The organism is Streptococcus mitis, from assembly GCF_047460035.1.
Lineage (GTDB): Bacteria > Bacillota > Bacilli > Lactobacillales > Streptococcaceae > Streptococcus > Streptococcus mitis_DW.
Genome location: NZ_JASHHB010000004.1, coordinates 122607 through 148869, shown reverse-complemented (window position 1 = coordinate 148869; position 26263 = coordinate 122607). Strand labels below are relative to the sequence as shown.

At 43.0% G+C, this 26263-nt stretch carries 25 protein-coding genes; 2 read left to right on the top strand and 23 right to left on the bottom strand.

The window, feature by feature from the left end; all coding sequences use genetic code 11:
* Nucleotides 1-148: 148 nt before the first annotated feature.
* Complete coding sequence (locus QM956_RS05020; RefSeq protein ID WP_247953280.1) at nucleotides 149-2086, bottom strand: sucrose-specific PTS transporter subunit IIBC; 1938 nt, start codon at nucleotides 2084-2086, stop codon at nucleotides 149-151.
* 381 nt (nucleotides 2087-2467) lie between these two features.
* Here QM956_RS05020 and QM956_RS05015 point away from each other — a divergent pair, with 381 nt between their 5' ends.
* Both QM956_RS05015 and QM956_RS05010 read left to right on the top strand, forming a co-directional pair.
* On the top strand, nucleotides 2468-3922 hold the full coding sequence (locus tag QM956_RS05015) for a sucrose-6-phosphate hydrolase (RefSeq protein ID WP_261020367.1): 1455 nt from the start codon (nucleotides 2468-2470) through the stop codon (nucleotides 3920-3922).
* Entirely contained in the window at nucleotides 3903-4868 is a 966-nt protein-coding gene (locus QM956_RS05010; protein ID WP_261020365.1) for a LacI family DNA-binding transcriptional regulator, read from the top strand. Before QM956_RS05015 ends, QM956_RS05010 begins: the two co-directional genes overlap by 20 nt.
* Before the next feature lie 35 nt (nucleotides 4869-4903).
* On the opposite strand, the gene QM956_RS05005 is transcribed toward QM956_RS05010, so the two are convergent.
* The 22 genes from QM956_RS05005 to QM956_RS04900 all read right to left on the bottom strand — a co-directional run bounded on the left by QM956_RS05005 (nucleotide 4904) and on the right by QM956_RS04900 (nucleotide 26221).
* Nucleotides 4904-6178, bottom strand: coding sequence for a hydroxymethylglutaryl-CoA reductase, degradative (locus QM956_RS05005; protein WP_261020364.1), 1275 nt, complete (start codon nucleotides 6176-6178; stop codon nucleotides 4904-4906).
* Nucleotides 6178-7350: a hydroxymethylglutaryl-CoA synthase gene (locus QM956_RS05000; RefSeq protein ID WP_261020397.1), complete on the bottom strand. Its 1173-nt coding sequence runs from the start codon at nucleotides 7348-7350 to the stop codon at nucleotides 6178-6180. The genes QM956_RS05005 and QM956_RS05000 overlap by 1 nt, the downstream gene beginning before the upstream one ends.
* A 113-nt stretch (nucleotides 7351-7463) precedes the next feature.
* Nucleotides 7464-7913, bottom strand: coding sequence for a threonine/serine exporter family protein (locus QM956_RS04995; RefSeq protein WP_261020363.1), 450 nt, complete (start codon nucleotides 7911-7913; stop codon nucleotides 7464-7466).
* Nucleotide 7914: 1 nt separating this feature from the next.
* Entirely contained in the window at nucleotides 7915-8673 is a 759-nt protein-coding gene (locus QM956_RS04990) for a threonine/serine exporter family protein (RefSeq protein WP_020903004.1), read from the bottom strand.
* An 88-nt stretch (nucleotides 8674-8761) separates the two neighbouring features.
* Nucleotides 8762-10663, bottom strand: coding sequence for a Stk1 family PASTA domain-containing Ser/Thr kinase (gene pknB, locus QM956_RS04985; protein ID WP_414302283.1), 1902 nt, complete (start codon nucleotides 10661-10663; stop codon nucleotides 8762-8764).
* Nucleotides 10660-11400 carry a Stp1/IreP family PP2C-type Ser/Thr phosphatase gene (locus QM956_RS04980; RefSeq protein WP_261020361.1) on the bottom strand — a complete coding sequence of 247 codons (741 nt, stop codon included), beginning with the start codon at nucleotides 11398-11400 and terminating at the stop codon, nucleotides 10660-10662. The genes pknB and QM956_RS04980 overlap by 4 nt, the downstream gene beginning before the upstream one ends.
* Nucleotides 11401-11414: 14 nt before the next feature.
* Nucleotides 11415-12728 (bottom strand): 16S rRNA (cytosine(967)-C(5))-methyltransferase RsmB, encoded by a 1314-nt coding sequence (gene rsmB / locus QM956_RS04975; protein WP_261053057.1) that lies wholly within the window; start codon nucleotides 12726-12728, stop codon nucleotides 11415-11417.
* Nucleotides 12721-13656 (bottom strand): methionyl-tRNA formyltransferase, encoded by a 936-nt coding sequence (gene fmt / locus QM956_RS04970; protein WP_049544806.1) that lies wholly within the window; start codon nucleotides 13654-13656, stop codon nucleotides 12721-12723. The genes rsmB and fmt overlap by 8 nt, the downstream gene beginning before the upstream one ends.
* Before the next feature lie 12 nt (nucleotides 13657-13668).
* On the bottom strand, nucleotides 13669-16065 hold the full coding sequence (locus QM956_RS04965; RefSeq protein WP_414302282.1) for a primosomal protein N': 2397 nt from the start codon (nucleotides 16063-16065) through the stop codon (nucleotides 13669-13671).
* Between the two features lie 65 nt (nucleotides 16066-16130).
* Entirely contained in the window at nucleotides 16131-16445 is a 315-nt protein-coding gene (gene rpoZ, locus QM956_RS04960) for a DNA-directed RNA polymerase subunit omega (protein ID WP_000979235.1), read from the bottom strand.
* A 24-nt stretch (nucleotides 16446-16469) separates the two neighbouring features.
* The gene (gmk, locus tag QM956_RS04955) at nucleotides 16470-17096 is read right to left on the bottom strand and encodes a guanylate kinase (RefSeq protein WP_000775041.1); all 627 of its coding nucleotides are present in this window, start codon (nucleotides 17094-17096) and stop codon (nucleotides 16470-16472) included.
* Between the two features lie 129 nt (nucleotides 17097-17225).
* The gene (locus tag QM956_RS04950; protein ID WP_000404934.1) at nucleotides 17226-18839 is read right to left on the bottom strand and encodes a ribonuclease Y; all 1614 of its coding nucleotides are present in this window, start codon (nucleotides 18837-18839) and stop codon (nucleotides 17226-17228) included.
* A 201-nt stretch (nucleotides 18840-19040) separates the two neighbouring features.
* The gene (locus tag QM956_RS04945) at nucleotides 19041-20138 is read right to left on the bottom strand and encodes a nucleotidyltransferase (protein ID WP_261023215.1); all 1098 of its coding nucleotides are present in this window, start codon (nucleotides 20136-20138) and stop codon (nucleotides 19041-19043) included.
* Between the two features lie 9 nt (nucleotides 20139-20147).
* The gene (locus QM956_RS04940; protein ID WP_414302291.1) at nucleotides 20148-20888 is read right to left on the bottom strand and encodes a class I SAM-dependent DNA methyltransferase; all 741 of its coding nucleotides are present in this window, start codon (nucleotides 20886-20888) and stop codon (nucleotides 20148-20150) included.
* Nucleotides 20889-20998: 110 nt separating this feature from the next.
* Entirely contained in the window at nucleotides 20999-21352 is a 354-nt protein-coding gene (gene rsfS, locus QM956_RS04935; RefSeq protein WP_261023212.1) for a ribosome silencing factor, read from the bottom strand.
* A gap of 12 nt (nucleotides 21353-21364) precedes the next feature.
* Entirely contained in the window at nucleotides 21365-21865 is a 501-nt protein-coding gene (locus QM956_RS04930; RefSeq protein WP_070481848.1) for a cysteine hydrolase family protein, read from the bottom strand.
* Nucleotides 21866-22459, bottom strand: a complete 594-nt coding sequence (yqeK, locus tag QM956_RS04925) for a bis(5'-nucleosyl)-tetraphosphatase (symmetrical) YqeK (protein WP_070481846.1) — start codon at nucleotides 22457-22459, stop codon at nucleotides 21866-21868.
* Nucleotides 22459-23088, bottom strand: coding sequence for a nicotinate-nucleotide adenylyltransferase (locus QM956_RS04920; protein WP_050236962.1), 630 nt, complete (start codon nucleotides 23086-23088; stop codon nucleotides 22459-22461). The genes yqeK and QM956_RS04920 overlap by 1 nt, the downstream gene beginning before the upstream one ends.
* Before the next feature lie 51 nt (nucleotides 23089-23139).
* Nucleotides 23140-23451 (bottom strand): ribosome assembly RNA-binding protein YhbY, encoded by a 312-nt coding sequence (gene yhbY / locus QM956_RS04915; protein WP_084886757.1) that lies wholly within the window; start codon nucleotides 23449-23451, stop codon nucleotides 23140-23142.
* A 211-nt stretch (nucleotides 23452-23662) separates the two neighbouring features.
* Nucleotides 23663-24769: a ribosome biogenesis GTPase YqeH gene (gene yqeH, locus QM956_RS04910; protein WP_084923694.1), complete on the bottom strand. Its 1107-nt coding sequence runs from the start codon at nucleotides 24767-24769 to the stop codon at nucleotides 23663-23665.
* Nucleotides 24770-24771: 2 nt separating this feature from the next.
* On the bottom strand, nucleotides 24772-25299 hold the full coding sequence (locus tag QM956_RS04905; protein WP_000963748.1) for a YqeG family HAD IIIA-type phosphatase: 528 nt from the start codon (nucleotides 25297-25299) through the stop codon (nucleotides 24772-24774).
* Between the two features lie 16 nt (nucleotides 25300-25315).
* The gene (locus tag QM956_RS04900; RefSeq protein ID WP_000242267.1) at nucleotides 25316-26221 is read right to left on the bottom strand and encodes a magnesium transporter CorA family protein; all 906 of its coding nucleotides are present in this window, start codon (nucleotides 26219-26221) and stop codon (nucleotides 25316-25318) included.
* Nucleotides 26222-26263 lie beyond the last annotated feature (42 nt).

The window sequence follows — 26263 nt, the reverse complement described above, 5'->3', positions numbered from 1 at the left end:
ATAAACCTCTTGTTTTTATTTTCTTTATTATAGCATATTTCGAAAGTCTAAATTTCTCTATTTTTTAGATTTTCCTCTGTAAATCTTACCATTCAAGCAAAAACGAACAAACATGTCATTTGTTCGTTTTCACTTTAGAGAGGATTGATTAGATTTTCACTTCGATAACAGCATCACCCTTCGCAACTGAACCTGTTGCGACTGGAGCTACTGAAGCGTAGTCAGCTGTATTTGTAACGATAACCATTGTTGTATCATCAAGGCCAGCTGCAGCGATTTTGTTTGAGTCAAATGTTCCAAGAACATCGCCAGCTTTGACCTTGTCACCTTGAGCAACTTTTGCTTCAAAACCGTCACCGTTCATTGTTACAGTGTCGATACCAACGTGGATCAAAACTTCAGCACCATCAGTTGTTTTCAAACCAAAAGCGTGTCCAGTTGGAAATGCGATTGAAACTTCAGCATCAGCTGGTGCATAGACCACACCTTGACTAGGTTTCACAGCGATACCTTGTCCCATAGCTCCACTTGAGAATACTGGGTCATTGACATCAGCAAGAGCGACAACATCACCGACGATAGGAGTTACAAGTGTTTCATTTTGAAGAGTATCAGTCTCTTCCACTACTGGTGCTTCTACTGTAGGTTCAGTAACTGTTTCTGCAGTTGCTGTGGCTGCTTCATCAGCAAAGACACTAGCTGCTTTTGTTTTCCCGTAGAAATAAGTGAAAGCAAAGGCGGCAACAAAGGACATAATTTCCGCAACTATATACATAGGGATTGAAGCAGCCTTAATAGAAAGGAATCCAATAAATCCAGCCGCTCCCAATGAAACTGCAATAACGTGAGTTAAACCTGCTACGAAGGCACCAATTGCTGAACCAGCAAGGGCGCAGAAGAATGGGAATTTGTATTTCAAGTTTACCCCAAAGAGAGCAGGTTCTGTAATACCAAGGAAGGCAGAAACAGCAGCCGAACTTGACAATCCTTTTGTTTTAGCATTTTTTGTCAAGAAGTAGATTGCAAGAGTAGCCGCACCTTGTGCTACGTTTGCCATTGAAGCAACAACAAAGATGTAGTCTCCAAATCCAGTACCGTTATTATTGTAAGCAGACAACAATTGTGTTTCGATTGCTGGGAATGATTGGTGAAGACCTGTCATAACGATTAGTGAGTAAGTTCCACCAAATAGACCCATACCAAAGGCACCTGTTGTGTTGTACAACCATACAATCGCATTTGTAATCGCATCAGACACAACCAACATAACAGGACCGATAACTGTAAAGGTAAGGAAGCCTGTAAGCATCACTGATAAAAGCGGTGTGAAAGTGAAGTCAACTGCAGATGGCAATTTCTTGTGGAAGAATTTTTCCAAATTTGCTAACAACCAGATTGCAACAAGGACTGGAATAACTTGATAAGCATAGTTTGTTTGTGTAACATGGAAACCTAAGATGTCCCAGAAGGCTTCTTTGCCACCCAAATCTGGAGTGGTCATAATCATACCAATTGCCGCACCAAGGAATTGGTTTGCTCCAAAGCGCTTGGCTGCTGAAATACCAACCAAAACAGGGAGGAACATAAATGGAGCAGCAGACATCAATTGAATCATAGCTGAGAAGCCTTTGATTGCAGGATACATATCTTCAATTGATTGAGGTCCAAACAAATCTGGTGATGTCAAGAAGTTACGTAAAGCCATCAAGAGACCACCTGCAACTAAGGCAGGGATAATAGGAACAAAGATGTCTGACAAAAGTTTAATCAAGTCCATCAATGGATTGAACTTTTTGTCTTTATTAGCAATCTCTTTCAAATCATCTGTCGAAACTTCTTTTAAACCAGTTTTCTTGATGATTTCCGCATACACGAAGTTAACATCACCAGGACCAATGATAATTTGATATTGTCCATTAGTGCTAAAAGTTCCCTTGACATCCGCATTATTATCTAGAGCTGCTTGATTCACTTTTGATTCGTCTTTCAATACCAAACGAAGACGAGTTGCACAGTGTGCTGCAGCTACAAGATTATCCTTACCGACAGCCTCAATGACCTCGGCAGCAACTTTACTATAATCCATAGCAAAAATCTCCTTATTATAGAATTTTGTTATTGTTTGAAAGCGATTTTATTCGCCCTTACGACTATTATTTTATCATGTTTTAGAAATATGTCAAGCGTTTTGCAGAAAAAATGTTCTATCCACTTAGTGGGCACGCTTTAGATTGATTGTTTTTGACTGTTTTATCAGGCGTTACTTGAAAAAATAAGTTTGAAATCTTAGTTTAAAAGGTTTTTATTTCATTATCTTTCATATTTCCGTGAAAATTTGATTGGTTTCCTGCATTTATTTTGTGACAAACGTTTGACAGTTTTTCCTCTTTTTTAACATAAAAGACTTGCTTTTTTAACCGAAAACGGTTACTATTAAAAGTGATAAGATTTTTGGAGGAATGAATGAATGGAATGGACAACTGAGCGTCGTTACAGACTTTATCAAGATTGGACGCAAGAAGAAATTCAAAATATAAAAGAAAATATGGCACAATCTCCATGGCATACTCATTACCATGTTGAGCCAAAAACAGGACTTCTCAACGATCCAAATGGCTTTTCTTACTTTGATGGGAAGTGGGTTGTTTTTTATCAAAACTTTCCTTTCGGTGCAGCCCACGGTTTGAAATCTTGGGTGCAATTGGAAAGCGAGGACTTGGTTCACTTCACAGAAACTGGAATCAAAGTTTTACCAGATACTCCATTAGATAGCCACGGTGCCTACTCTGGTTCTGCCATGCAATTTGGTGATAACTTGTTCCTATTTTATACAGGAAATGTTCGTGATGAAAACTGGATCCGTCACCCTTACCAGATTGGTGCTTTGATAGATAAGGATGGCAAGATTACCAAGATTGACAAGATCTTGATTGACCAGCCAGCAGACTCTACAGACCACTTCCGAGATCCGCAAATTTTTAACTTTAAAGGTCAATATTATGCCATCGTCGGTGGACAGGACTTGGAGAAAAAAGGCTTCGTCCGTCTCTACAAGGCTGTTGACAACGACTACACAAACTGGCAAGCAGTTGGCAACCTTGACTTTGCTAACGACCGTACTGCCTACATGATGGAATGTCCAAATCTGGTCTTTGTAGGGGAACAACCTGTCCTTCTCTACTGCCCACAAGGATTGGATAAGAAAGTTCTAGACTACGATAATATCTTTCCAAATATGTATAAGATTGGGGCTTCCTTTGACCCTGAAAATGCTAAAATGGTAGATGTATCTCAACTTCAAAACATGGACTATGGTTTCGAAGCCTATGCAACTCAAGCCTTCAACGCTCCTGATGGACGTGCTCTAGCTGTTAGCTGGCTTGGCTTGCCAGATGTTTCTTACCCATCTGACCGTTTTGACCACCAAGGAACCTTCTCTTTGGTCAAAGAACTAACTATCAAAGACGGTAAACTCTACCAATACCCAGTCGCAGCCATCAAGGATCTTCGCGCTTCTGAAGAAGCCTTCTCAAATCGTGCCCAAACTAAGAACACTTACGAACTTGAACTCAGCTTGGAAGCTAATAGCCAGAGCGAGATTGTCTTACTAGCTGATCAAGAAGGCAAGGGACTTTCCATCAACTTTGACCTTGTAAATGGTCAAGTGACAGTGGATCGTAGCCAGGCTGGAGAACAGTATGCCCAAGAATTTGGAACTACACGTTCTTGCCCTATCGAGAATCAGGCTACTACTGCTACAATCTTCATCGATAACTCTGTCTTTGAAATTTTCATCAATAAAGGAGAAAAAGTATTTTCTGGTCGTGTCTTCCCACATGTGAACCAAAATGGTATCCTGATTAAATCTGGAAACCCAACTGGAACTTACTATGAATTAGATTATGGTCGCAAAACTAACTGATGTCGCCAAACTTGCAGGCGTCAGCCCTACTACCGTTTCTCGGGTTATCAATAAAAAAGGGTATTTATCTGAAAAAACCATTCAAAAGGTTAATGAAGCTATGCGAGAATTGGGCTATAAACCCAACAACCTAGCTCGTAGTCTGCAAGGAAAATCAGCTAAGTTAATCGGTTTGATTTTCCCCAATATTTCCAACGTTTTCTATGCAGAATTGATTGACAAGCTGGAACACCAACTCTTCAAAAATGGTTACAAGACCATCATCTGCAACAGCGAGCACGATTCTGAGAAGGAACGCGAATACATCGAAATGTTAGAAGCCAATCAGGTGGACGGCATCATTTCGGGTAGTCACAACTTGGGAATAGAAGACTACAATCGTGTGACAGCACCGATTATTTCCTTTGACCGAAACCTGTCTCCAGATATTCCCGTCGTCTCCTCTGACAACTATGCTGGCGGGGTCCTTGCTGCCCAGACCTTGCTTAAGACAGGCGCCCAGTCTATCATCATGATTACAGGGAATGACAATTCTAACTCACCAACTGGACTACGCCACGCTGGCTTTGCATCTGTACTCCCAAAAGCTCCTATTATCAATGTTTCCAGTGACTTTTCTCCAGTCAGAAAAGAAATGGAAATCAAGAATATCTTGACTCAACAAAAACCAGATGCCATTTTCGCTTCGGATGACTTAACAGCTATTCTGGTCATTAAAATCGCTCAGGAGCTGGGCATTTCTGTCCCAGAAGAACTCAAGGTCATCGGCTATGATGGGACTTACTTTATCGAGAATTACTATCCTCAACTCGCGACCATCAAGCAACCTTTGGAAGAGATTGCCTGCCTCACTGTTGATCTTCTCTTGCAAAAGATTGAAGGCAAGGAAGTCGCAACAACTGGTTACTTCTTACCAGTTACACTATTACCAGGAAAAAGTATTTAAGTACAAGAAAACTCAGACCAATTCGTCTGAGTTTTTTATGATCTTAAGTTTTCTAAATAATGCTGGGCTGTCTCTAAGTTAAAGGTTTTCTCTGCGATGAGGCGCTCAACTAGGGGAGCTACCTCGGATTCACTGGCTCCTGCTAGGAGAGCTAAGGATTTGGCCTGCAATTTCATGTGGCCTTGCTGGATGCCCGTACTCACCAAGGCTTTGAGGGCCGCAAAGTTTTGGGCGAGACCAATAGACACGATAATCTGGGCTAATTCTTTGGCAGAAGGATTTCCCAATAATTCATGACTGAGAGCTACACGAGGGTTGAGACCAATAGAGCCACCCTTGGTCGCTACAGGCATGGGTAGTGTCATCTCACCAACTAATTCTTCTGTCTCCAAGTCTAGACGCCAAGAGCTAAGACCTTGGTAATGTCCATCTCGACTGGCAAAGGTATGAGCTCCTGCCTCAATAGCACGCCAGTCATTACCTGTGGCAATCAAAATGGCATCAATACCATTAAAAATCCCTTTATTATGGGTAGTAGCTCGATAAGGATCAGCCTGCGCAAACTGGCTAGCCAAGGCTATCTTCTCCGCAAATTCTCGTCCTTGATCCTTTTGGCGGCTCAAGTATCGAAAGGCGATACGACAGCTTGCTGTCACCAGAGAATCGGTCGCGTAATTAGACAGGATTCCCATAAGACTCTGTCCCTGACTGAGTTCTTCTAAGACTGGTTTCAAGGCTTCCAGCATGGTGTTGAGCATATTGGCTCCCATGGCTTCTTGGGTATCAACATGGAGATAAACAACAAGGAAGTCTGTTTCGCCTTTTATCTGTTCTACATGCAAATCACGCGCCCCACCTCCACGTTTAACGATAGAAGGATAGGCTTGATTGGCAAGTTCCAAGAGTTCGGCTTTCTTGCTTGCAATCTGCACTTGCGCTAGATCAGGATTAGCAACTTGATAAAGGGCCACCTGCCCAATCATCTGGCGCTCATGAACTTGAGCAGTAAAACCGCCTGCTCGCTTGATGATTTTACTTGCATAGCTGGCCGCAGCAACCACTGAGGGCTCTTCTGTCACATAGGGAACTGTGTATTCCTGACCGTTAACGAGAACCTCTGGGACCAGCGAATAAGGCAGAGAAAAAGTTCCCACTACATTCTCACTCAGCTGGTCTGCCACAGTCACACTCAGCTGTTCATCCTGCTCCAGACTTGCTTGTCTCTCAGGACTAAGGAGCGCCTGAGCTTTTAACAGCTCGAGGCGCTCTTGGTATGATTTTTTAGAAAATCCATTCCAACTTATCTTCATTATTTTTCAACCTTGCTATAACGGCGTTGGTGGTCAACAATTTCAACCAAGGCAAAATCTTGATTTTCATAGCCAGAAAACTGGGCAGAATTTGTTTCATCTAAGTCTACTTCCTCAAAGAAGACTTTTTCATAGTCAGCAACAGACAGGGCAGTTCGTTGGTTGAGCTTGTTCAAACGTTCTTTATCCAAATAAGCTTCATATCCTTCAACCAATTCACCACTGAAGAACTCAGCGACAGCACCACTTCCGTAACTATAAAGGGCAATTTTATCCCCAGCCTTCAAACTATCTGTATTTTCCAAGAGAGACAAAAGCCCAAGGAAGAGGGAACCAGTGTAGATATTCCCCACCTTTTGACTGTAGAGAATAGACTGGTCAAAATGCTTTTGCAAGAGGTCTTTTTTCTCTTGAGGCAAGTTCTTATCCATGATTTTTTTCAAGCCTTTTAGAGCTAATTTAGGATAAGGCAAGTGGAAGCAAACAGCCGCAAAATCATCTAAAGTAACCTGGTAGCGTTTTTGGTATTCAAGCCAAGTCGTTTTCAAACTATCCAAGTATTGCTGGGTAGAATAGACACCATTTACATAAGGAGTTGTCGAGTAATTTGGACGCCAGAAATCCATGATATCACGGGTCTGAGCCACATTGTCATTATTAAAGGCCATAATGCGTGGATTTTGTGTAATCAACATGGCCACACTGCCAGCACCCTGAGTTGGTTCTCCTGGAGTTTCAATACCGTATTTGGCAATATCACTGGCAATGACCAAGACCTTGGACTCTGGAGAATTTTCCACATGCAATTTGGCATAATGAAGGGCCGCTGTCGCTCCATAGCAAGCTTCTTTAATCTCGAAACTACGAGCAAAGGGCTGGATGCCCAGCAAACCATGCACAAAGACGGCCGCAGCCTTACTCTGGTCAATTCCTGACTCGGTAGCCACAATGACCATATCAATTTCTGCTCTTTCTTGCTCAGTTAAAATAGAGTCACTAGCACTGGCCGCCAAGGTCACGATGTCCTCAGTTAGGGGTGCAATACTCAATTCCTTGAGCAAGAGTCCTTTACTTAATTTTTCAGGGTCAATTCCCCTCGCTTCTGCTAAGTCTTGTAATTTCAAGACATATTGACTGGTCGCAAAACCAATCTTATCAATACCGATTGTCATATTTACCTCTGTTTTATCATTCATTGTAAAAAATCGTTCCATACTATTTTATCACAAATAGCAGTAAAAGAGAGAAAAAAGACTTGATTCACCAAATCAAGTCGCTTATTATTCTAACCATTATGCTGCTTTCTTAAGTAGGAATAAAGTCTAAGAATCACTGTTCCGCTAGCCATGCCAATGGAAATCACCAAAGCCAGCATAACAACCAAGGTTGCACTAGCAATGGCATGACTGTAATCTCCCGTCACAAAAAAGGCAGTTGTCCGATAGGAGAGATAACCCGGAACCAGAGGTGCCAAGATAGCCAAGATAAAGACCACAGCAGGTGTCTTATAAAGAATACTTAAAATCTGGCTGATACAAGAACCGATAATAGCCGCAATGAAGGTGGCTACGATGACATTGGTCGGTTCTTTAAGCAAGAGATAAATCAGCCAGACAACCATGCCCAAAATCCCTCCAGGTAAGAGCATAGACCGTTGCACATTGAGTACAATTAAAAAAGTGATAATAGCAAGAAGACTTGCTACTGCTTGTAATAAAAAGGTTGTTAGTGTCATATTAATTCATCAATACCAAGGCGACAGAAGTTCCCGCCCCTAAAGCAAGGGTAATGAGTAGAGATTCAAACATCTTACTCATACCAGAGTTTATGTGGTTGGTCATAATATCACGAACCGCATTGGTCAAGGCAATTCCTGGTACAAAAGGCATGACAGCACCAGCTATAATCAAATCTGCCGTTGAAGGAAAGCCTGTGTAGCGAGCCCAAAACTGGGCTATCATCCCAAAAACAAAGGCTCCAGCAAAGGCTGTCACAAAGGGAATTCGGATAAACTTCTCTACATAGAGGGAAAAGGCAAAACCAAATAAGGTAGCCACTCCTGCCCCAAGTGCGTCGTAGATATTTCCACTAAACATAATCGAAAAGAAAGGAGCACTAAAGGTTGCAGCCAAAGTTACCTGCAACTTAGTATAAGGAAGGGGCTGGGCTTGCAAGGCCTTCAATTGCTTGAAGGCTGTCTCTAAATCAATCTGCCCCCCGACCAACTGACGAGAAATCTGGTTCACATCGCAGACTTTTTCGATGTTGTAAGAAGAGGAGGTCACGCGCTTCATTCGCGAAATATTGGTATTTTCAATGGAGAAAAAGATAGCGGCAGGCATGGCAAGAACATTGCAATCCACAATCCCCTGCGAATGCGCAATACGGATCATGGTATCTTCTACACGATGAATCTCTGAGCCACTTTTGAGAAGAATGGTTCCAGCTAACATAATCACATCGATGACGGCATTTAATTCTCTTGATTCTTCCATACTTTCCTCCTTTTATCAACTTCCTCTATTCTATCACAAATCTGGAGTCAAAAAAAATCTTTGCCATGAAATCATGACAAAGATTCATTTAATTACGTGAATTTTCGTGGCTTCCCTCACTACTTGATTGATTAGTAGAATGAGTATCTCCTCGTTGATTTCCTTGCTGGTTCCCCTGACTTGGTGTTGTAGTAGAACCTTGGTTTCCACGTTGGGCTGGTGCTGATGATGATGTTGACGGCGGTGTTTTCGGTTTGTAAATTGAAATCTTGATGCGTGTCTTATTCAAATCTACCTTTTCACCTGCTCTTGGACTCTGTTCAACGACGGTACCTTCAGCAGTTCCGGAAGGAGCTGTGGTAACTTCTACAACTTCAATGTTGGCTTCTTTTATACCAACAATTTGGATGAGGTTATTTTTCGTAAATTCAAGACTGGAACCTGTATAACTTGGCATGACAACACTTGTTACTTTCTTAGCAATAGTTAAAGTAATTGTTGAGGCCTTACTCAAATCATAAGTTGTTCCAGCAGACGGGCTCTGTCTAAGAACTGTTCCTTCTTCACTCTCGCTTGATTCTTCTTCCTCTATCTTGATGAGATTTTCAGGTACCTTCTTCTGCTTGAGTTCTGCGATAACATCGGTCGATTTACGGCCGATATAATTGCTCAATTGGAAAGATTGCTTGCCTGATGAGACAACTAAATTGATTTTCGTTCCTTCTTTTCGACCAGTTCCAGCGTCAGGATCTGTACGGATAATCCGCCCTTCTTCCACCTTTTCACTAGCCTCTGATTTCTCCTCGCCAATCTCAAAATTGGCTTTCTTGAGGGTTTCCTTGGCTTCCGCCACAGTCTGACCTGCCACATTTGGAATGGCAATGGTTGCAGGAGTTCTGGATAGTATCCAAATAAGAGAAACTGCCACCAATACAATGCTGGCCAACAAAATCATATAGCGAACTCTAAATTTCCGTTTCTTAACAGGCTTGGTTGCGTAATTGTCCTCTGAAGCCTGCTGACTCGGCTTCGCAGTCTGTGGCTTTGGACTTTGTGTTTGCACCTTAGGAATCGAAGTCAAGGTACTTTGTGGAACTTTAGGAAGAGTCTTGGTGTCAGCCTTAGTGGTATCATTAAACACCAATTTAGGCTCATTGCGACGATTATAAGACAAACTACTAGACAAGTCCACATACATCTCTGCAACTGACTGATAACGATCTGTCAATTTCTTGGCAGTTGCCTTGATGACAACATTCTCTAAAGCCTGAGGCACAGATGGATTCTCAGCTATAACTGACGGCAGTGGTTTCTGGAAATGCTGGAGAGCAATGGTCACCGCACTATCCCCGTCATAAGGGATATGGCCTGTCAGCATCTCATAGAAAATAATCCCCATGGCATAGATATCACTCTGCACAGTCGCCTTCGAACCACGCGCCTGCTCTGGTGACAAGTAATGAACCGAACCCAGCATAGAGTTAGTCTGGGTCAGACTTGTCTCTGCAAAGGCTACCGCAATCCCAAAGTCTGTGACTTTGGCAGTCCCATCTGGTGTCAAAAGGATATTTTGAGGTTTCAAGTCCCTATGGACAATTCCTCTGGTATGGGCCAAACGCATGGCTAGGAGGATTTGTCCCATAATACGGACTGCTTCTTCATTAGAAAGAGGATAGTGTTCCTTGATATAGCGTTTAAGGTCTAGTCCAGCAACATACTCCATTGCAAGATACTGTTGACCGTCTTCCTCACCAATATCTGTTATCCGAACGATATGAGGATGGTCTAGATCTGCCATAGCTCTCGCTTCACGCTGAAAACGAGCTACAGCTATTGGGTCCGTCTGGTAGTTGGTCCTCAGGACCTTCACTGCCACTTCTTCTCCATCTAGAATTAAATCCTTGGCCAAATAGACATCTGCCATGCCTCCTCGGCCAATCTGTTTCACAATCCGATAGCGTCCGGCAAAAATCTTGCCGATTTGGATCATTCTGTTTCCTCCTCATTAACAGCAATAAGGGCAACTGTAATATTGTCCAAACCACCTGCATTATTAGCAAAACGGATCAAGGTTGCTGCCTTATCTGCCAAAGGAATATCACTGGTTAAAATATCACAAATCTCACTGCCTGAAATCATGTTGGTTAATCCATCGCTATTAAGTAGGAGATAATCTCCTGTCGCAAGGGTAATCATTCCAAAATCAGGCTGAATTTCGTCTTTTTGACCAATTGACTGGGTAATAATATTTTTCTGTGGGTGGCTAGCTGCTTCTTCAGGTGTCAATTGACCAGCCTTGAGCAATTCATTGACCAAGGAATGGTCGCTCGTTAACTGGTGGTATTCTTCTCCACGAATCAAACCGATACGAGAATCTCCAATATGAGCATAGATAGCCTGATTGCCAATAATAGCAACAGCTTCTAGAGTTGTTCCCATTCCTTTATAGGCATCATCTTGTCCAAGTTGATGAATCTTTTGATTTTCAATTTCTAGGTAATTGGCGAACCATTCACGCACTTCATTGACTGTATCTATTTGGGTATCAACCCAAGCTATACCTAGGTCTGTTACCGCCATTTCACTAGCGATATTCCCTGCGCGATGACCTCCCATACCATCAGCTAGGATAATCATGGTACGTCCAGCTCTATTGACATAGTGGTTGACATAGTCTTGGTTATTTGTTCGTTTCTGACCAACATCTGTTAATAATGAAATTTCCATGTGTTAGTTCCTTCCTAATCCGATATCTTGCGAAATTGACTGATGAAGAATCCATCACTTCCATACAATTCAGGTGTAATGAGGATACAGCCATCTTTCATGATATCTTTACATTCATGTTCTAGTGTTACCTGCTCAAATTCAGGATGACTTTCTAAAAATGCCTGTACGACTTGAAAGTTCTCCTCTGAGACAATAGTACAGGTACTATAAGTTATTATACCACCTTTGCGTAGTGTTTGACAAACACTACCTAATATTTCTAGCTGAATTTCCTGTAAGGACGCGAAATCTGCCGTTTCTTTATTGTATTTGATATCTGGTTTTCGGCGCAAAAGACCGATTCCTGAACAAGGAGCATCCACCAAAATCTTATCAAAAGAATCCTGACCAAAAAACTCATGCACCCTTCTGGCATCCAATTTTTGCGTTTGAACTTGATCTTCAACTCCTAGACGTTGGGCATTTTCTTGGATTAAGTCCAACTTGTGATCGTACAAGTCCAGAGCCGTAACCTGACCTGTCGTGAGATAAGAGGCTATATGGGCTGTTTTCCCACCCGGAGCCGCACAGGCATCTAGAACCTGCTCATTCCCTTTTAAATCAAGCGTCGGAGCAACAAGCTGACTGGACTCGTCTTGGATGGTAATTGCTCCATCCGCAAACAAATCATGGCCTGCAAAATGCCCTTGCTCCTTCACAAGACCAGAGGGAGACAAGGATGAATCACTGGCCTCCAACAAGACTTGGATTTCTTCTTTTCGTCCTAGGTCCGTTACACGAATACTGACCTTGTTTCGCACCAAAAGACTTTCAAAAATAGCTTGCGCTCGCTCTTCTCCGTATTCTTCCTTGAGCTTAGCAACTAGCCAAACTGGGAGAGAATAGGCAATGGAATCACGCTTGTTTTTTCGCTTGATGCTAGCAATATCTGGCCAGCCTTCACGCAAGATACGGCGAAGGACGGCGTTGACAAATTTTTCACTGCCTTTTTTACGAGTTTTGGATAGTTCTACCGCTTCATTAACCACAGCGTGATTAGGAATCTTGTCCAAATAGCAGAGCTGGTAGGCACTCATAAGAAGAAGGACATAAAGCCAACTGTCTAACTGGTCTCTGTCTTCGATAAAGTGGGATAGGTACCATTCCAGAGTCAGTTTACGGGCTACCGTTCCATAGACCAGCTCGGTCACCAAACCCTTGTCCGCTGCTGAAAGTTGACTTCCCTTGAGATGCTTATTTAAGGCGATATTTGAGTATGCTTGATTGATAAAAACATCCTCTAATACTGCTAGGGCTAAACTTCTAGCCGTTTCTACTTTAGTCACCAAATCGTTCTCCTACAGTCAATGTACGTCCAACTCCATTGAGGAAGGAAGCAATGTCCATCTTAGGTTTACCAGCTGGCTGCACTTGTTTGAGGGATAGAGCCCCTTCTGCCGTTGCGACAATCAATTCTTTCTTACCAATAGAGAGAATTTCACCTGGATTTCCCTGACCTTCTACTGCTAAAGCTTCATAAATCTTAAAGCGGTCGCCCTTAAGGAAAGTATGGGCAACAGGCCACGGATTCATCCCACGGATTTGGTTAAAGAGTTGACGATTGCTTTTATTCCAATCCAATTTTTCTTCCTCTGGCTTGATGTTTGGCGAGAAAGTAACCTGACTTGGATCCTGTGGTTCAGGTTTAATCTCCCCAGCAATATAGGCAGGCAAAGTATCCAAAAGCAAATCACGACCAACTAGCGCCAATTTCTCAAACAAGGTGCCGACATTGTCCTCATCCATAATCGGAATACTACGACGAGAAATCATATCCCCTGCATCCATTTCCTTAACCATCTCCATAATGGTCACACCAGCTTCCTCATCTCCTTGAATCAAGGCATAATGGATAGGCGCACCACCACGGTGTTTGGGAAGAAGGGAAGCGTGAACATTGACCGCAAAGTCCATGCTATCAAGGAGTTTACTTGGGAGAAACTGCCCAAAAGCAGCGGTCACAATTCCATCCGCTCCTAGCTGCATAATCTCTTCCATCTCTGGACTTCCAGATAATTTTTCAGGTTGGTAGATAGGAAGACCTGCTTCCTTGGCAGCCTGCTTGACTGGGGTTTCTTGGATAACTTTTTTACGACCGACAGCACGGTCTGGCTGGGTCACAACGGCTAGAATTTCGTAACGGTCATCTGTCAAAAGCCCTTTTAAAACTGTTGCTGAAAAGTCGGGTGTCCCCATAAAGATTAATTTTGTCATATCTTCTCCTTCTTATAAAAATTGCTGCGGCTCATGGTCAATGCTGAGACGGAGCTCACTATTTTCCCGTTCTTGAGTCAGGGCCAAGACCTGGTTGAGGGTCGGCCCCAGCTCATCTTCTAAACGGTATTTAATCAAAATCTGGTAATGATAGAGGTTATGGGTACGAGCAATAGGTTTTGGCGTTGGTCCTAGAATCTTACTGGTATCTGACAAGCCTAACCGCAAAATGTTCATAACTTCATAAGCACGTTTGACCACCTCTTCTTCTTTCTTGTGAGAAAGGGTAATGCCAATGGTGAAATAGTAAGGTGGATAACCAAGTTGTCGTCTAATTCCCATTTCATAGGCATAAAAGCCTTCGTAGTCCTGATCCTTGGCAAATCGAATAGCATAGTGCTGCGGATTGTAAGACTGAATCAAGACCTGACCAGCTTTTTCAGCACGACCTGCACGGCCTGCCACCTGAGTCAAGAGCTGGAAGGTTCTCTCAGAAGAACGGAAATCAGGCAGATTCAAGGCTGTATCGGCATTTAGAACTCCGACCAAAGTCACATTGGGAAAATCCAATCCCTTGGCAATCATCTGAGTTCCTAGCAAGATATCTGCTTCTCCTCGCCCAAACTGGTCAAGCAGAACTTGGTGACTACCTTTCTTACGAGTCGTATCCACATCCATGCGCAGAATGCGAGCCTGAGGAAAGAGTTCTGCCAGCTCATCATAAGCCTTCTGTGTCCCTGTCCCATAGTAACGAATACTTCGGCTCTTGCAGTTAGGACAGATCTGAGGAATATCCTTTGAAAAACCACAATAATGGCAATTCATGGTCTTGGTATCCATGTGCAAGGTCAAAGAAATATCACAGTTGGGACAAGTATCCACAGTTCCACACTCCCGACACATGACAAAGCTAGAATAACCACGGCGATTGAGCATGAGAACCACCTGCTCTTTTTTAGCCAGACAGTCTTGGATGGCTTCTAGCAAAGGAGGCGTAAAGTTTGATGTCTCGTTTTGTCCAATATAGTCTCGAAAGTCAATTACTTGAACCTCAGGGATCCTAGCCAAAGGATTGGCACGTTGGGTCAGACGTAAATGTTGATAGACGCCTTTTCCAGCCCGAGCACGGCTTTCCAGACTAGGAGTTGCTGACCCAAGTACCAGGGCTGCTTGATTATACTGAGCCCGTAAAATAGCTACTTCTCTGGCATGGTAACGAGGATTACTATCCTGCTTATAAGTTGCTTCATGCTCCTCATCAATAATCATAACACCCAGATTTTTCAGCGGAGCAAAGATGGCCGATCTAGCACCAACAACAACTTGGGCATCGCCACGTTCCACCTTGCGCCATTCATCGTACTTTTCACCATTGGACAGGCCAGAGTGAAGAATGGCAACCTTATCTCCAAAACGAGCGATAAAACGCTCCGTCATCTGAGGAGTCAAGGAAATCTCAGGCACCAGCAAAATAGCTGTCTTGCCCTTATCCAAGGCCCCTTGGATAATCTGCAAATAAACCTCGGTCTTCCCACTCCCTGTAATTCCTTGAAGGAGGAAGGGAGGCTGATGACTGCCAATCGCACTGACAACCGCATCACGCGCCTGCCTTTGTTCTGGATTCAACTCCAAAGGCTGACTTGCCTCAATCCCTTCAAAATAAGCAGCCGAGCGTTGCACTTCCTTTTGGACTATGGTAACAGCACCTTGTTCCACAAAGAAGTTAACTTGCTCCCGTGAGTAGGACTCTAACAAACTAGCCAAAGAAGCACTCTCTGGATGAGACAGCAAATAATCTCTCAATTCCAACTTTTTCTTGGCGCGTGCAGAAATCTCGACACCTTCTAATCGAGCAAGATTGACCTCATACCAAGACTGGGTCTTGACCTTCTTTTGATCGACAGCCTGATATTCCAAACCAAGCAGACCTTTTCTAGTCAAACGCATCATTTCGGCTTGCTTACCTAAATCCAGAGAAGAAAAGGCTAGAGAATCTTCTGAACCAAACAAGCGCTCTTTGTCTGTCTGACTCAGACCTGCCAGAGGATAGAGAATCTTGTCATAGCTGGAGTTCAGAAATCCTGGTAACATAGCCTTGAGGATAGAGATTTTGTAGGAGAAGACAGATTTGCGTAACTCCTCAGCCAGCCAGAGTTGTTCTTGCGTGAGAACAGGAGAAAAATCCAATACTTCGACAATATCTTTTAAATCTTGCTCCATCTCTTCTTCATCCGATTGAGACTCCAAACCAAGAACGATTCCTTGAATCAGGCGATTCCCCTTACCAAAGGGTACATGGACTCGCATCCCAACTTCTAGCATTCCCTCAAATTCCTCCGGAATCCTATAACTATAGGGCTGGTCCGTCTGCATCAAGGGCACATCTACAATAATCTTGGCTATCGCCATCTTCTCACCTCCTCCTTGTCAGTACATTCTTGCAATAGAAAAAATAAGATTGAGTCCCCCCAACCTTAAATTTTTTCACCATCTTCTTTTTCTTTAGCGATTTGCTCTTTGATTTTCTTTTCTTCTTCTTCTTTGCGGCGTTTTTCTTCTTCGATACGGCGACGCACTGCTTCACGTTTTCCTTCTGGATCTGGGTGAATTGTAACGTTTCCTGATTCGATTTCTTCTAAAGCGCGAAGAGTTGATTTTTCAGACTTGAAACCTTGAGTTGCTGGCGCACCTGCTTCCAATTCGTGGGCACGCTTTGCTTCCAAGATTACGAGTGAATATTTTGACGGAACCTTGTCGAGCAAGGTATCAATAGAGGGTTTTAACATCATTTGCTTGTACCTATTTTCTAAATTTTATCGGGTAGTTGGAGATTTTGGTAACATCTCCTGATAGTGACCAATGACACGATCCACACGGAAGTGTTCTGCTTCGATAACACGTTTGACACGCTCAGCAGCTAGGGGCACCTGATCGTTGACAATCGCATAATCATACTCACGCATGAGAGCAATTTCTTCCTTGGCTTTTTCGATTCGTTGGGCAATCACTTCTGCACTATCTGTTCCACGACCTACCAAGCGGTCTTGTAATTCATCCAAATCTGGTGGTGTCAGGAAGATAAAGACAGCATCTGGAACCTTTTTCTTGACCTGAAGAGCACCCTGAACTTCAATTTCAAGGAAAACATCGATTCCCTTGTCCAAGGTTTCATTGACATAGGTCAGAGGAGTGCCATAGTAGTTGCCGACGTATTCTGCGTATTCCAACATCTGTCCTTGACGAATCAGCTCTTCAAACTCTTCGCGAGTACGGAAGAAATAGTCAACACCGTCCACTTCTCCAGGACGTTGTGCGCGTGTCGTCATCGATACAGAGTATTGAAATTGGTTTTCAGAACTCTCAAAAATCTCTCTTCTAACCGTTCCTTTTCCAACCCCTGAAGGACCAGAAAAAACGATTAGTAAGCCTCGATCTGCCATTGTGTCTCCTTTTAGTCAGTCTGTGAAATAACATTTCTCTAGAATAATGGCAAAAAGCCAGATTATCCTTTACAGTCTTTCTATCTAGTGTAACAAAAAAGCAGTAATTTTTCAACTGCTCTTTCTTATTTATTTAGCATAATCTACTGCACGAAGCTCGCGAATCACGGTTACCTTGATATTTCCTGGGTAATCGAGATTGTTTTCAATTTTCTCACGAACTTTGTGAGCCAAGATTGTGACTTTGTCGTCCTTGATTTGTCCTGGATTGACCATGATGCGGATTTCACGACCTGCTTGAAGGGCAAAGCTATTTTGTACCCCTTCAAAGCCGTTAGCAATTTCTTCCAAATCATGAAGGCGCTTGATGTAGCTTTCAAGAGACTCACTACGAGCACCTGGACGAGCTGCACTCAAGGCATCTGCTGCAGCGACGATCACTGCAATGACACTTTCGGCTTCAACATCACCGTGGTGGCTAGCAATCGTATTGACCACAACTGGGTGTTCCTTGTACTTACGAGCCAATTCCATACCAATTTCAACGTGGCTACCTTCAACCTCGCGGTCAATGGCTTTCCCGATATCGTGAAGGAATCCAGCACGACGGGCAAGAGCCGCATTTTCACCAAGTTCGCTCGCCATGATACCAGCCAACTTAGCCACCTCAATCGAATGACGCAAGACATTTTGTCCATAAGAAGTACGGAACTGCAAACGTCCCATAATCTTCATCAAGTCTGGATGAAGGTTTGGCGCACCAATCTCATAGGCTGCTGCCTCACCGTATTCACGGATCTTATTGTCAATCTCTTGACGGTTTTTCTCAACCAACTCTTCGATACGAGCTGGGTGGATACGACCATCTTTGAGCAACATTTCCATAGTCATACGGGCAATCTCACGACGAATCGGATCAAATCCTGACAAGGTCACCACTTCTGGTGTATCGTCGATAATCACATCGACCCCTGTCAAACTTTCAAAGGTACGAATGTTACGACCTTCACGACCAATAATGCGTCCCTTCATAGTATCGTCTGGCAGATGAACCGTTGAGTTTGTTGACTCCGCTACATATTCACCAGCGATACGTTGCATAGCTTGAACCAGGATATCCTTAGCCATTTTGTCAGAACGTTCCTTGACCTCTTGCTCAGCTTCGCGAATACGGCTGGCAATCTCCTTGGTCAAGTTTTCCTCTGTCTGAGCCAAGATAATATCTCGTGCTTCTGCCTGAGACAGAGCACCAATACGCTCTAACTCTGCTTCTTTTTGTCTTTCGACTTCCTCTAATTGCTCTTCACGCGCATCAAGGTTTTTCGCTCTATCAGAAATACTTTGTTCTTTTTGTTCAAGTGTTTGTTCTTTACTCGTCAAATTGTCGTCCTTACGGTCGAGGCTAGTAGCTCTCTCTGTCAAACGACTTTCGATTTGTTTGAGTTCTTGACGTTCTGATTTGAATTCAGCGTCCACTTCTTCACGGTATTTTCTGGCTTCTTCTTTGGCCTCCAATAGTGCTTCTTTTTTAAGAGACTTGCTTTCACGCTTGGCTTCATTAACAAGTAAATCTGCTTCACGCTCAGCTTGTCCACGTAAATTAGTTGCTTCTTGTTCAGCATTTAAAAGCATCAACTCTGCAGCTTCCTGAGATGATTTCATCTTAGCTGAGATGCTGACATATCCAATGACTAAACCAATGATGACGGCAAAAACAGCAATCGCAAGCGACATGATCTCCATGTTTTTACCTCATTTTATTGTTATTCCGAATGACATACATTCTTTTACATTCTACCATAAAAAAGTGATTTTCACAAACCTAAAATAGAATATGTTTTGGAGAATTTGGAGTTTAATTTACTAAAATATACCTGTACAATCCTTATTTCTTAGAAATAGTTGCTTAGTAGAGATTTGAGAAAAGTCTACCTTTCAGTAGACCTAGTTCTTTTCTATTCTAATCGGTACTCTGCCGAAATTCTGCTCTGCTATACTTGGATTTCCCAGTTGGTAAATCTGGTCTGCCTTTTGCGTCATGGTATCCCAAGCTTCTTTACCAATTCGGCTGACTAGATGGACCTGCTCTTTCATAGACTTGAGATGTTGTCTGCCTTTTTCAGTAAAGCCAAGGACATGGACACCTTCTGGCAAGTCACTTTCTCTAGCTTGCACCAAGATATAAGTCAAGAGGCGTTTAACACGCGCTTTTGTGTAACGTTTGGTGGCAACCGTCTCGACCAATTCTTCTAAAGACTGGGCTGTTTTGATGGCTTCCTTAATGCGCACAGCCATTTCTTGATTGACCTGATAGATGCTGGTTAGGTCGGGATTTGACAATATTTGATAGCAGAGCAGAGGAAAATAGTCATCCCAGCTCACCTTACTAACCTGCTCAAAGAGTATAACTGAAGGCATAAAACGTTCTAAGAAATCTTGGTCTGATTGGTGCTGACGAAGAGCTGTCGCCGAAGCAAAGTCCACATCCTTGTCCACAGAATGGTAACCCGCCCCCTGACGCTGAATCGGATGCAACTTGATGTTCCGCCCTGCAACCGCCTTTGCATAGGCCAGAGCAAGAACATGATTGGGCGTATTTCCTGAAAAATCAAGACCTGCAAATTCCTTCCACATAGCTTGAGTCTTCTGAGGATAAGAGAGGGAATCAGGAAGATTTTCCACAAATTGCTCCATATCAGCACCCTGTTCTGTGTATAAGTCAGCAATTTTTTGATAATCCAGAACTTCCTCCGTCCCAAATGCTAGCCTATCAATACCCAACCGAGCCAAGATATCCACAGCTCCTTGGCCAAAGAAATCAGCAGCCTGAACACTGACTAAAAAGGGCAATTCCACTACCAGATCCGCTCCATTTTCCAGCGCCATCTGGGCCCGTGTCCACTTGTCCACGATAGCAGGCTCTCCACGCTGCATGAAATTCCCAGACATAGCCACGATTTTCAGCCCCTTCGCATGCTCAAGCAGATATTTGTGCCCATTATGAAAAGGATTGAACTCCGCGATAATACCCGTGATGGTCATAGTAATCTCCTACTTCTGCACGACAAAAAACCAACGGGTGCTTGTCTCTGACGGTTCCTTGTCCTCAAAGTCCGCAAAGAGTTTGAAGGACTTAAATCCTGCCTGTTCCAGCAAAATATCATAGGTCAAAACCTCATAAGTCCGCTCCTCATGCACTTCATCGTGGCGACTAAAGGAACCGTCAGCCTCCTTGATAAAGAAGGTTAGTTCATGAACGATAGAGTGAGGCGCCGCATCCTCATAAGTATCCCAGAGCATGGCAAAATCTTCCGCATTTTCATGGTAAGAATAGCCTGGAAAAACTTCGTCTGTCTGGTAGGTCGAATGCACATCAAAGATGAAGATGCCATCTTCGTTGAGGGCATTATAGACTTCTTTAAAGACGTCCCCTACTTCCACCTCATCCTGCATGTAGCAGATTGAGTCCGAGTAACACGTGACAAAATCATATTGACCTGCCTTGGACAAATCCAGCATATTGCCTTCAATAAATTCAATCTTTTGTTTGGCTGAAGCCGCTCTCTTCTCCGCAATCTTCAACATATCCGCGCTCAAATCAAGTCCAGTCACATCAAAACCAGCCTGAGAAAAGCGTACAGATTGAATCCCTGTCCCACAAGCCAATTCCAAGAGTTTCTTTCTCTCCTTTGTCTTAGGCAAATGACGCAGAGAAAAATCTGTCCATTTATCGTATAAACTATCGTCCATGACCGCATCATAGACCGCCGCAAAGGTTTCATAAGTTGCCATAATCATGATACCAAGAGCCTCCATGGCAAACACCACTCGCTCTTTACCTTTCTATCAATTTTTCTAAAATAAGCAAATAAAACCCAGTTGACTGCAACTGAGTTCATCTTCTAAGCAAGAGTTTCTGAAATATCTACTGAATTCGCCTCATGCCATAGCTTCTCTAGGTTATAGTGGGCACGCATTTCTTCTGAGAAGATATGCACGACAACAGAACCTAGGTCCAGCAAAACCCAGCCTCCAGTTGCATCACCTTCGATGTGACTTCCTTTAAAGCCTGCTTCAGCTACTTTTTCACGGATATTATCAGCGATAGCGTCCAACTGACGGCTATTCATTGAGCTAGTAATAACAAAATAGTCTGTTACACTGGTCAAATCTTGTACATCAAGTGCAAGGATATCCTCTGCACGTTTCTCATCCGCCGCTTTCACGACTAGTTCTAGTAATTCTTTTTCGTTCATTTAGTCCTCTTTCTAGAAAATATGTTTGTAATCTAGGACATCTGCAAAGCGCCCCTCCCAAATGTCCTCATAAAATTCATTTATCGTTTCTGCTGGAATATCATTCCCATCAAAGGTTGTGACAGCACCTTCTGGAATAATAAGCTTATAGCCATATTCAAAGGCGACCTTGACAGAGGTATCCACACAATATTCTGTCTGCATGCCACATAAGACTAATTTTTCAATCCCCTGTTTATCCAAGTATTCTTTTAAACCAGTTTCTTTGAAAATACTATTATACTTCTTCTGAAAGACCTTTTCATCAGGTTTTCGATTTAAAAGCGCAGATAACTGCCAATCTTCTGATGTTTGGGCTTCAGGATTCTCAATATGTTGAACATAGATAATTTCTATATTCTTACTTCTAGCCTGATTTTGTAAATAAGAAATTTTTTCCAATAGACTATTTGTCTGAAAACCGGTTTCCACTAAAATATTCTGAACATCAATGATTATAAAAGCCGTCTTCATTTAGTCCTCTTTCAAATAGTGCACAAAGGCGTTATAGGTTTCAAGGGTTTGGGGATAGATGGGGAATCTCTGATGAGCTAGATGCTCCACAGTTCGAGCTGTTTCGTAGGCCACTGCCTTATTGAGCGATAGCTCAGCAATCTCACGTGCCACATCCACTCCTGGAAAGACACGATTGTGCTCGATATAGTCTGCGACATAGATTATCTTATCAAGATCTGTCATCTGACCAGCCCCAACTGTATGGATTTCAATAGCTCGCAGGATTTCAGAATCTTGCAAGTTCAAATCTTCCTGAATCTTGTAGATGCCGACCATACCATGCCAGACATTATTGCCCCAGTTTTTGAGGTTAGGGTCTAGCTGATAACGGTCAATCAAGTCTAGAAAATCCTGATCTGACAGCTTTTTAGCATAGTCATGAAGAAGGCCTGCAAGACCTGCTTTCTCGACATCGACTCCAAAGCGCTGAGCCAGTTCTATGGCTGCACGCTCCACACCCAAGCAATGGGTTAAGCGTTTTTCAGGCAGAAGCTCTGCCATTTTTTCCAACAAAGCCTCACGGGAGCAGTTGATATAGTCTTGATAGGCCATCAGTAGAGCCCCTCCTTCTCGATGTAGTCTAGCACCGGCTGTGGTAGGAGAAAGTTGGGTTTCCGACCTTGAGCAATGAAGTCACGCACCATGCTGGATGAGATATCCATGAGAGGCACATCCACCCAGATAACTGGATAGGAAGTTCCAGCCTTGTAGCGCGGGCGCTGAACCCCTACAAACTGAACCATGTCGACCAGCTCATCAATTCGGTACCACTTAGGCAGATAATCCACCATATCCGCACCGATAATGAAGTAGTAATCCGTATCCGGATGTTGCTCTGTCAAGATTTTCATGGTGTCGTAGGTGTAGGAAATACCCTTACGCTCCAACTCAATAGTTTCAATGTCCAGACCTTCAATCCCCTCAATCGCCAATTCAAGCATCTTGAGACGATGGTGTTCAGGAATGGTTTCCTTTTTATCTACGTGAGGAGGTTGGTACTCAGGCATGAGCAAAACTTGATCCAGTCCTAACTGCTGGCGTACTTGGTCCGCAACGATGAGATGGGCATTGTGAACAGGGTTAAAATTCCCCCCTAAAATCCCGACTTGTTTGCGTTTTTTCTCCTTGATTTCTGGCTCCAACTCTACCTTGGTAAAGGGAGTCAATAGTTCGATTGCCATAGGCTAGTCTCCTTTATTTCTCTGTAAAAACAGTTGTTTGGAGTATGGGGGTCAAATTTCTTTGACTTTCTTAGAAATCTTGCAATTTTCTTTCTTGCTGGATTGTTTAAACAAGATTAAGATGCGTCCAATCTTTTGGACAGTATCCACACCGATTTCTTCTTCCAAGATTTCAGCTACTTCGTGGATATTTTCATCTGTGTTTTGCAAGAGCGTTACTTTAATCAATTCGCGGGCGTCAAGAGCCTGACGGACACTGGTTTTGATTTGGTCGTTAAGTCCATTTTTCCCGATTTGGATGATGGGTTTGAGGGTGTGTGCCTGACTGTTGAGGAAGGCACGTTGTTTTGATGTTAATGACATAATTTCTTCCTTATTTTTTGATAGTTATTTTAGGTAGTGAGGGACGGTCGGAACTAATTTTCCAAAGATCTCATCTTTGAAAAATGGATTTCCTGGCCTCACAATTGAGCCTTGGTCTCAATTGTGCCCCTTGCCAATCTAATGATTGGCAAGACACCACGGCAATAACTATCTCTTTATGAGCTCACTTTGTTCGCTCAGTGATTTCATTTTAAATAATTGCTTTTCGTGTGACGACTGCGACGCCTTCTGGTGCCCAGACGGCGACTTTGGCTGTGCCTGTTACACGGATCCAGCCGAGTCCAGAGATGACTAGATCTGTCTTTTCTTTAATGTTAAATACATGCTGGACTAGTTTTGGAAAAACTTCTTTTTCTTTACTATTTGGTGGTGTCAGAAGAGTTCCGACGTGCTTATCGTAAAAGGCACTAGCGCCTTCAAGTTTGGTACGATGGAGTTTGAGTTCATTGTCAAAGAAGGCTGTGAAACCTTGCTTCTCACCTGCAATGAAGTCAAAGCGTCCCAGACCGCCTAGAAACAGGGTTTGTTCAGGATTGAGCTGATAGGTTTTAGGCTTGATTTCCTTTTTGGGGCTGACATACTTGAGGTTTTTAGCCGTCAAGTAGTGAGCCATCTGGTGACGGTGGATAATCCCCGGTGTATCATAGATATAAGAACCGTCATCAAGTGGAATCTCGATTTTGTCCAAGGTTGTCCCTGGGAAGCGCGAAGTCGTGATGACATTCTGATCACCCGTGATTTCTTGGATAATAGCATTGATTAGAGTTGATTTTCCAACGTTGGTTACACCAACCACATAGACATCACGGCCCTTACGGTAGTGTTCAATCTTGTCAATGACTTCCTTAATAGCATGTTTGTTTTGGGCCGAAGTTAGGACGACATCAACTGGACGAAGTCCTTCTTCGTGTGCACGTTCCATGAGCCACTGGCTAATCTTGCCTGGTTTAACAGACTTGGGCAAGATATCTTTTTTATTTCCCACCAAGAGGACATCATTACCCGAGACAAAACGTGGCAAACCTGGGATAACAGAGCCATTAAAATCAAAGATATCAATGACATTGACCACTAAGGCATCACTGTCTCCCACCTCGTGCAAGAGCTTGAGGAAATCATCGTCCGTCAACTGGACATCTGTGATTTCATTGTAATGACGGAGACGGAAACAGCGTTGGCAATAGACTTCCCCAGTCTCCAAACCTTTTTCGAGTGCCGACTGGGGGGTAAATCCAAGACCAGCCTTGTCTGTCGTCTGAATGGTTGCTCCACAACCAATACAGAGAATTTCTTCCATAGTTAAATTCCTTTTTTATATGTAATCGGTCCGTACTTTTCAGTGATTTTTCGCATCACACGACGCTCACGCGCTCGGTTAATCTGCGTTTTGATCGAGTCATGTTGGACCAAGGGTTTGACTAAAATCGAGCGAATGCCAGCTCGGTGGGCTGCTCGTATATCCGTCATGAGCTGGTCGCCAACCATGACCACTTCACTTTTCTCATAGTGGAATTCCTTCATGGCACGATCAATCCCAAATGTGAAGGGTTTCAGAGCCCAATAAACGTAATCAATTCCAAACTTCTCAACTGCGCGTTGAACTCGTTTTTTGGTGTTGTTTGAGACTACGATGATGCGAATGCCCGCGTCCCGAAGATCATGTAACCATTGCTTCATCTCTGGCGTCCCATCAGGGTTGTTCCAAGCTATGAGGGTATTGTCCAAATCGACCAAAACAGCCTTGATTCCCTGCGCCTGCAGACTTGGGACTGTCAGATCATAGACTGCTTCCACAGCAAAATCTGGCATGTAATTTTCAATCGCCATTTTGGCTCCTTTTCTTTTATTTTCTAGTAATTTTCTTCAGCCATTGAGATAAGGCCACCCATAAAATCAAGCTAGTCATTAAGATATAAATCCAAGCATTTGGCTCTTCTGTAAATGGTAGAGGAACATTCATTCCGAAGAAACCTGTAATAACCGCAAGTACTGCTAGTAAGACGGAGATAATAGTCAAAATTGACAAACTATCATTCAAGTTATTGTTTAGGATGTTGTTGTAAGAAGCTGAGAGTTGTTGCAAGACTTGAGAAATCAAGTCTGTCATAGACACCAACTGATGGGCTTCAATCATGGCATCATCAAACTGCTCTCGTTCGACATCATTAAATCTCCGATAAAGAGCATGGCCCTGGATATGTTCCAAGAGGAGTCGATTTTGTTTTGCTGCTGCTGTCAAGTAAACCATACCAGTCTCCAAGTCAGAGAGGGCGAAGAGATTTTTCTTTGTTGTAGTTTGACGTAGCAAGGCACTAATTTCGTCCTTACTTTTATCCATCTCTTCAATGACAGGATAATAAGCGTTACTAATAATCTCTAAACCAGCAAAGAGAAACTTGTAAATAGAAAGCGACTCATGGCTATCCAGATAAGCTGACATCTGATCAATGACATAAGCATTCTTATGGTTGCTGATGGTAATCATTCGTTGTCTTTCGACGATAAAGGTCATGGGAATCGCTTCATAATATTCTTTGTCTTTTTCTAAATCAAGAACATTATAAATAAAGGTTACCGTCTCCGTTTCACGGTTATAATCCATATGAGCTCGTTCATTTCTATCCAGAGCATACTCAATGGTTTCCTTGTCCAATCCATAGATGTCAGAAAGATCTTCCATATTTTTAATCTTATCCACATCAAGGTCTATCCAGGTACAACCATTGCCCAACTGCTTTTCTAAAACCATCTTTTCTCCTTTATTAAACTCTTTCTATTGTACCACAAATTA

Coding starts and splice junctions, on each gene's coding strand:
- yhbY (WP_084886757.1), bottom strand. CDS start 23,451: ATGTCATTAACATCAAAACAACGTGCCTTCCTCAACAGTCAGGCACAC.
- QM956_RS04995 (WP_261020363.1), bottom strand. CDS start 7,913: ATGACACTAACAACCTTTTTATTACAAGCAGTAGCAAGTCTTCTTGCT.
- QM956_RS04930 (WP_070481848.1), bottom strand. CDS start 21,865: ATGAAGACGGCTTTTATAATCATTGATGTTCAGAATATTTTAGTGGAA.
- yqeH (WP_084923694.1), bottom strand. CDS start 24,769: ATGGAAGAAATTCTCTGTATTGGTTGTGGAGCAACCATTCAGACGACA.
- yqeK (WP_070481846.1), bottom strand. CDS start 22,459: ATGGCCTATCAAGACTATATCAACTGCTCCCGTGAGGCTTTGTTGGAA.
- gmk (WP_000775041.1), bottom strand. CDS start 17,096: ATGGCAGATCGAGGCTTACTAATCGTTTTTTCTGGTCCTTCAGGGGTT.
- QM956_RS04950 (WP_000404934.1), bottom strand. CDS start 18,839: ATGGAGATCATGTCGCTTGCGATTGCTGTTTTTGCCGTCATCATTGGT.
- QM956_RS04965 (WP_414302282.1), bottom strand. CDS start 16,065: ATGGCGATAGCCAAGATTATTGTAGATGTGCCCTTGATGCAGACGGAC.
- pknB (WP_414302283.1), bottom strand. CDS start 10,663: ATGATCCAAATCGGCAAGATTTTTGCCGGACGCTATCGGATTGTGAAA.
- rsfS (WP_261023212.1), bottom strand. CDS start 21,352: ATGAACGAAAAAGAATTACTAGAACTAGTCGTGAAAGCGGCGGATGAG.
- rpoZ (WP_000979235.1), bottom strand. CDS start 16,445: ATGATGTTAAAACCCTCTATTGATACCTTGCTCGACAAGGTTCCGTCA.
- QM956_RS04940 (WP_414302291.1), bottom strand. CDS start 20,888: ATGGCAACTTATGAAACCTTTGCGGCGGTCTATGATGCGGTCATGGAC.
- QM956_RS05005 (WP_261020364.1), bottom strand. CDS start 6,178: ATGAAGATAAGTTGGAATGGATTTTCTAAAAAATCATACCAAGAGCGC.
- QM956_RS05010 (WP_261020365.1), top strand. CDS start 3,903: ATGGTCGCAAAACTAACTGATGTCGCCAAACTTGCAGGCGTCAGCCCT.
- QM956_RS05015 (WP_261020367.1), top strand. CDS start 2,468: ATGGAATGGACAACTGAGCGTCGTTACAGACTTTATCAAGATTGGACG.
- QM956_RS05020 (WP_247953280.1), bottom strand. CDS start 2,086: ATGGATTATAGTAAAGTTGCTGCCGAGGTCATTGAGGCTGTCGGTAAG.
- QM956_RS04900 (WP_000242267.1), bottom strand. CDS start 26,221: ATGGTTTTAGAAAAGCAGTTGGGCAATGGTTGTACCTGGATAGACCTT.
- QM956_RS04980 (WP_261020361.1), bottom strand. CDS start 11,400: ATGGAAATTTCATTATTAACAGATGTTGGTCAGAAACGAACAAATAAC.
- QM956_RS05000 (WP_261020397.1), bottom strand. CDS start 7,350: ATGACAATCGGTATTGATAAGATTGGTTTTGCGACCAGTCAATATGTC.
- QM956_RS04920 (WP_050236962.1), bottom strand. CDS start 23,088: ATGGCAATCGAACTATTGACTCCCTTTACCAAGGTAGAGTTGGAGCCA.
- QM956_RS04945 (WP_261023215.1), bottom strand. CDS start 20,138: ATGACCATCACGGGTATTATCGCGGAGTTCAATCCTTTTCATAATGGG.
- QM956_RS04905 (WP_000963748.1), bottom strand. CDS start 25,299: ATGGCGATTGAAAATTACATGCCAGATTTTGCTGTGGAAGCAGTCTAT.
- fmt (WP_049544806.1), bottom strand. CDS start 13,656: ATGACAAAATTAATCTTTATGGGGACACCCGACTTTTCAGCAACAGTT.
- QM956_RS04990 (WP_020903004.1), bottom strand. CDS start 8,673: ATGGAAGAATCAAGAGAATTAAATGCCGTCATCGATGTGATTATGTTA.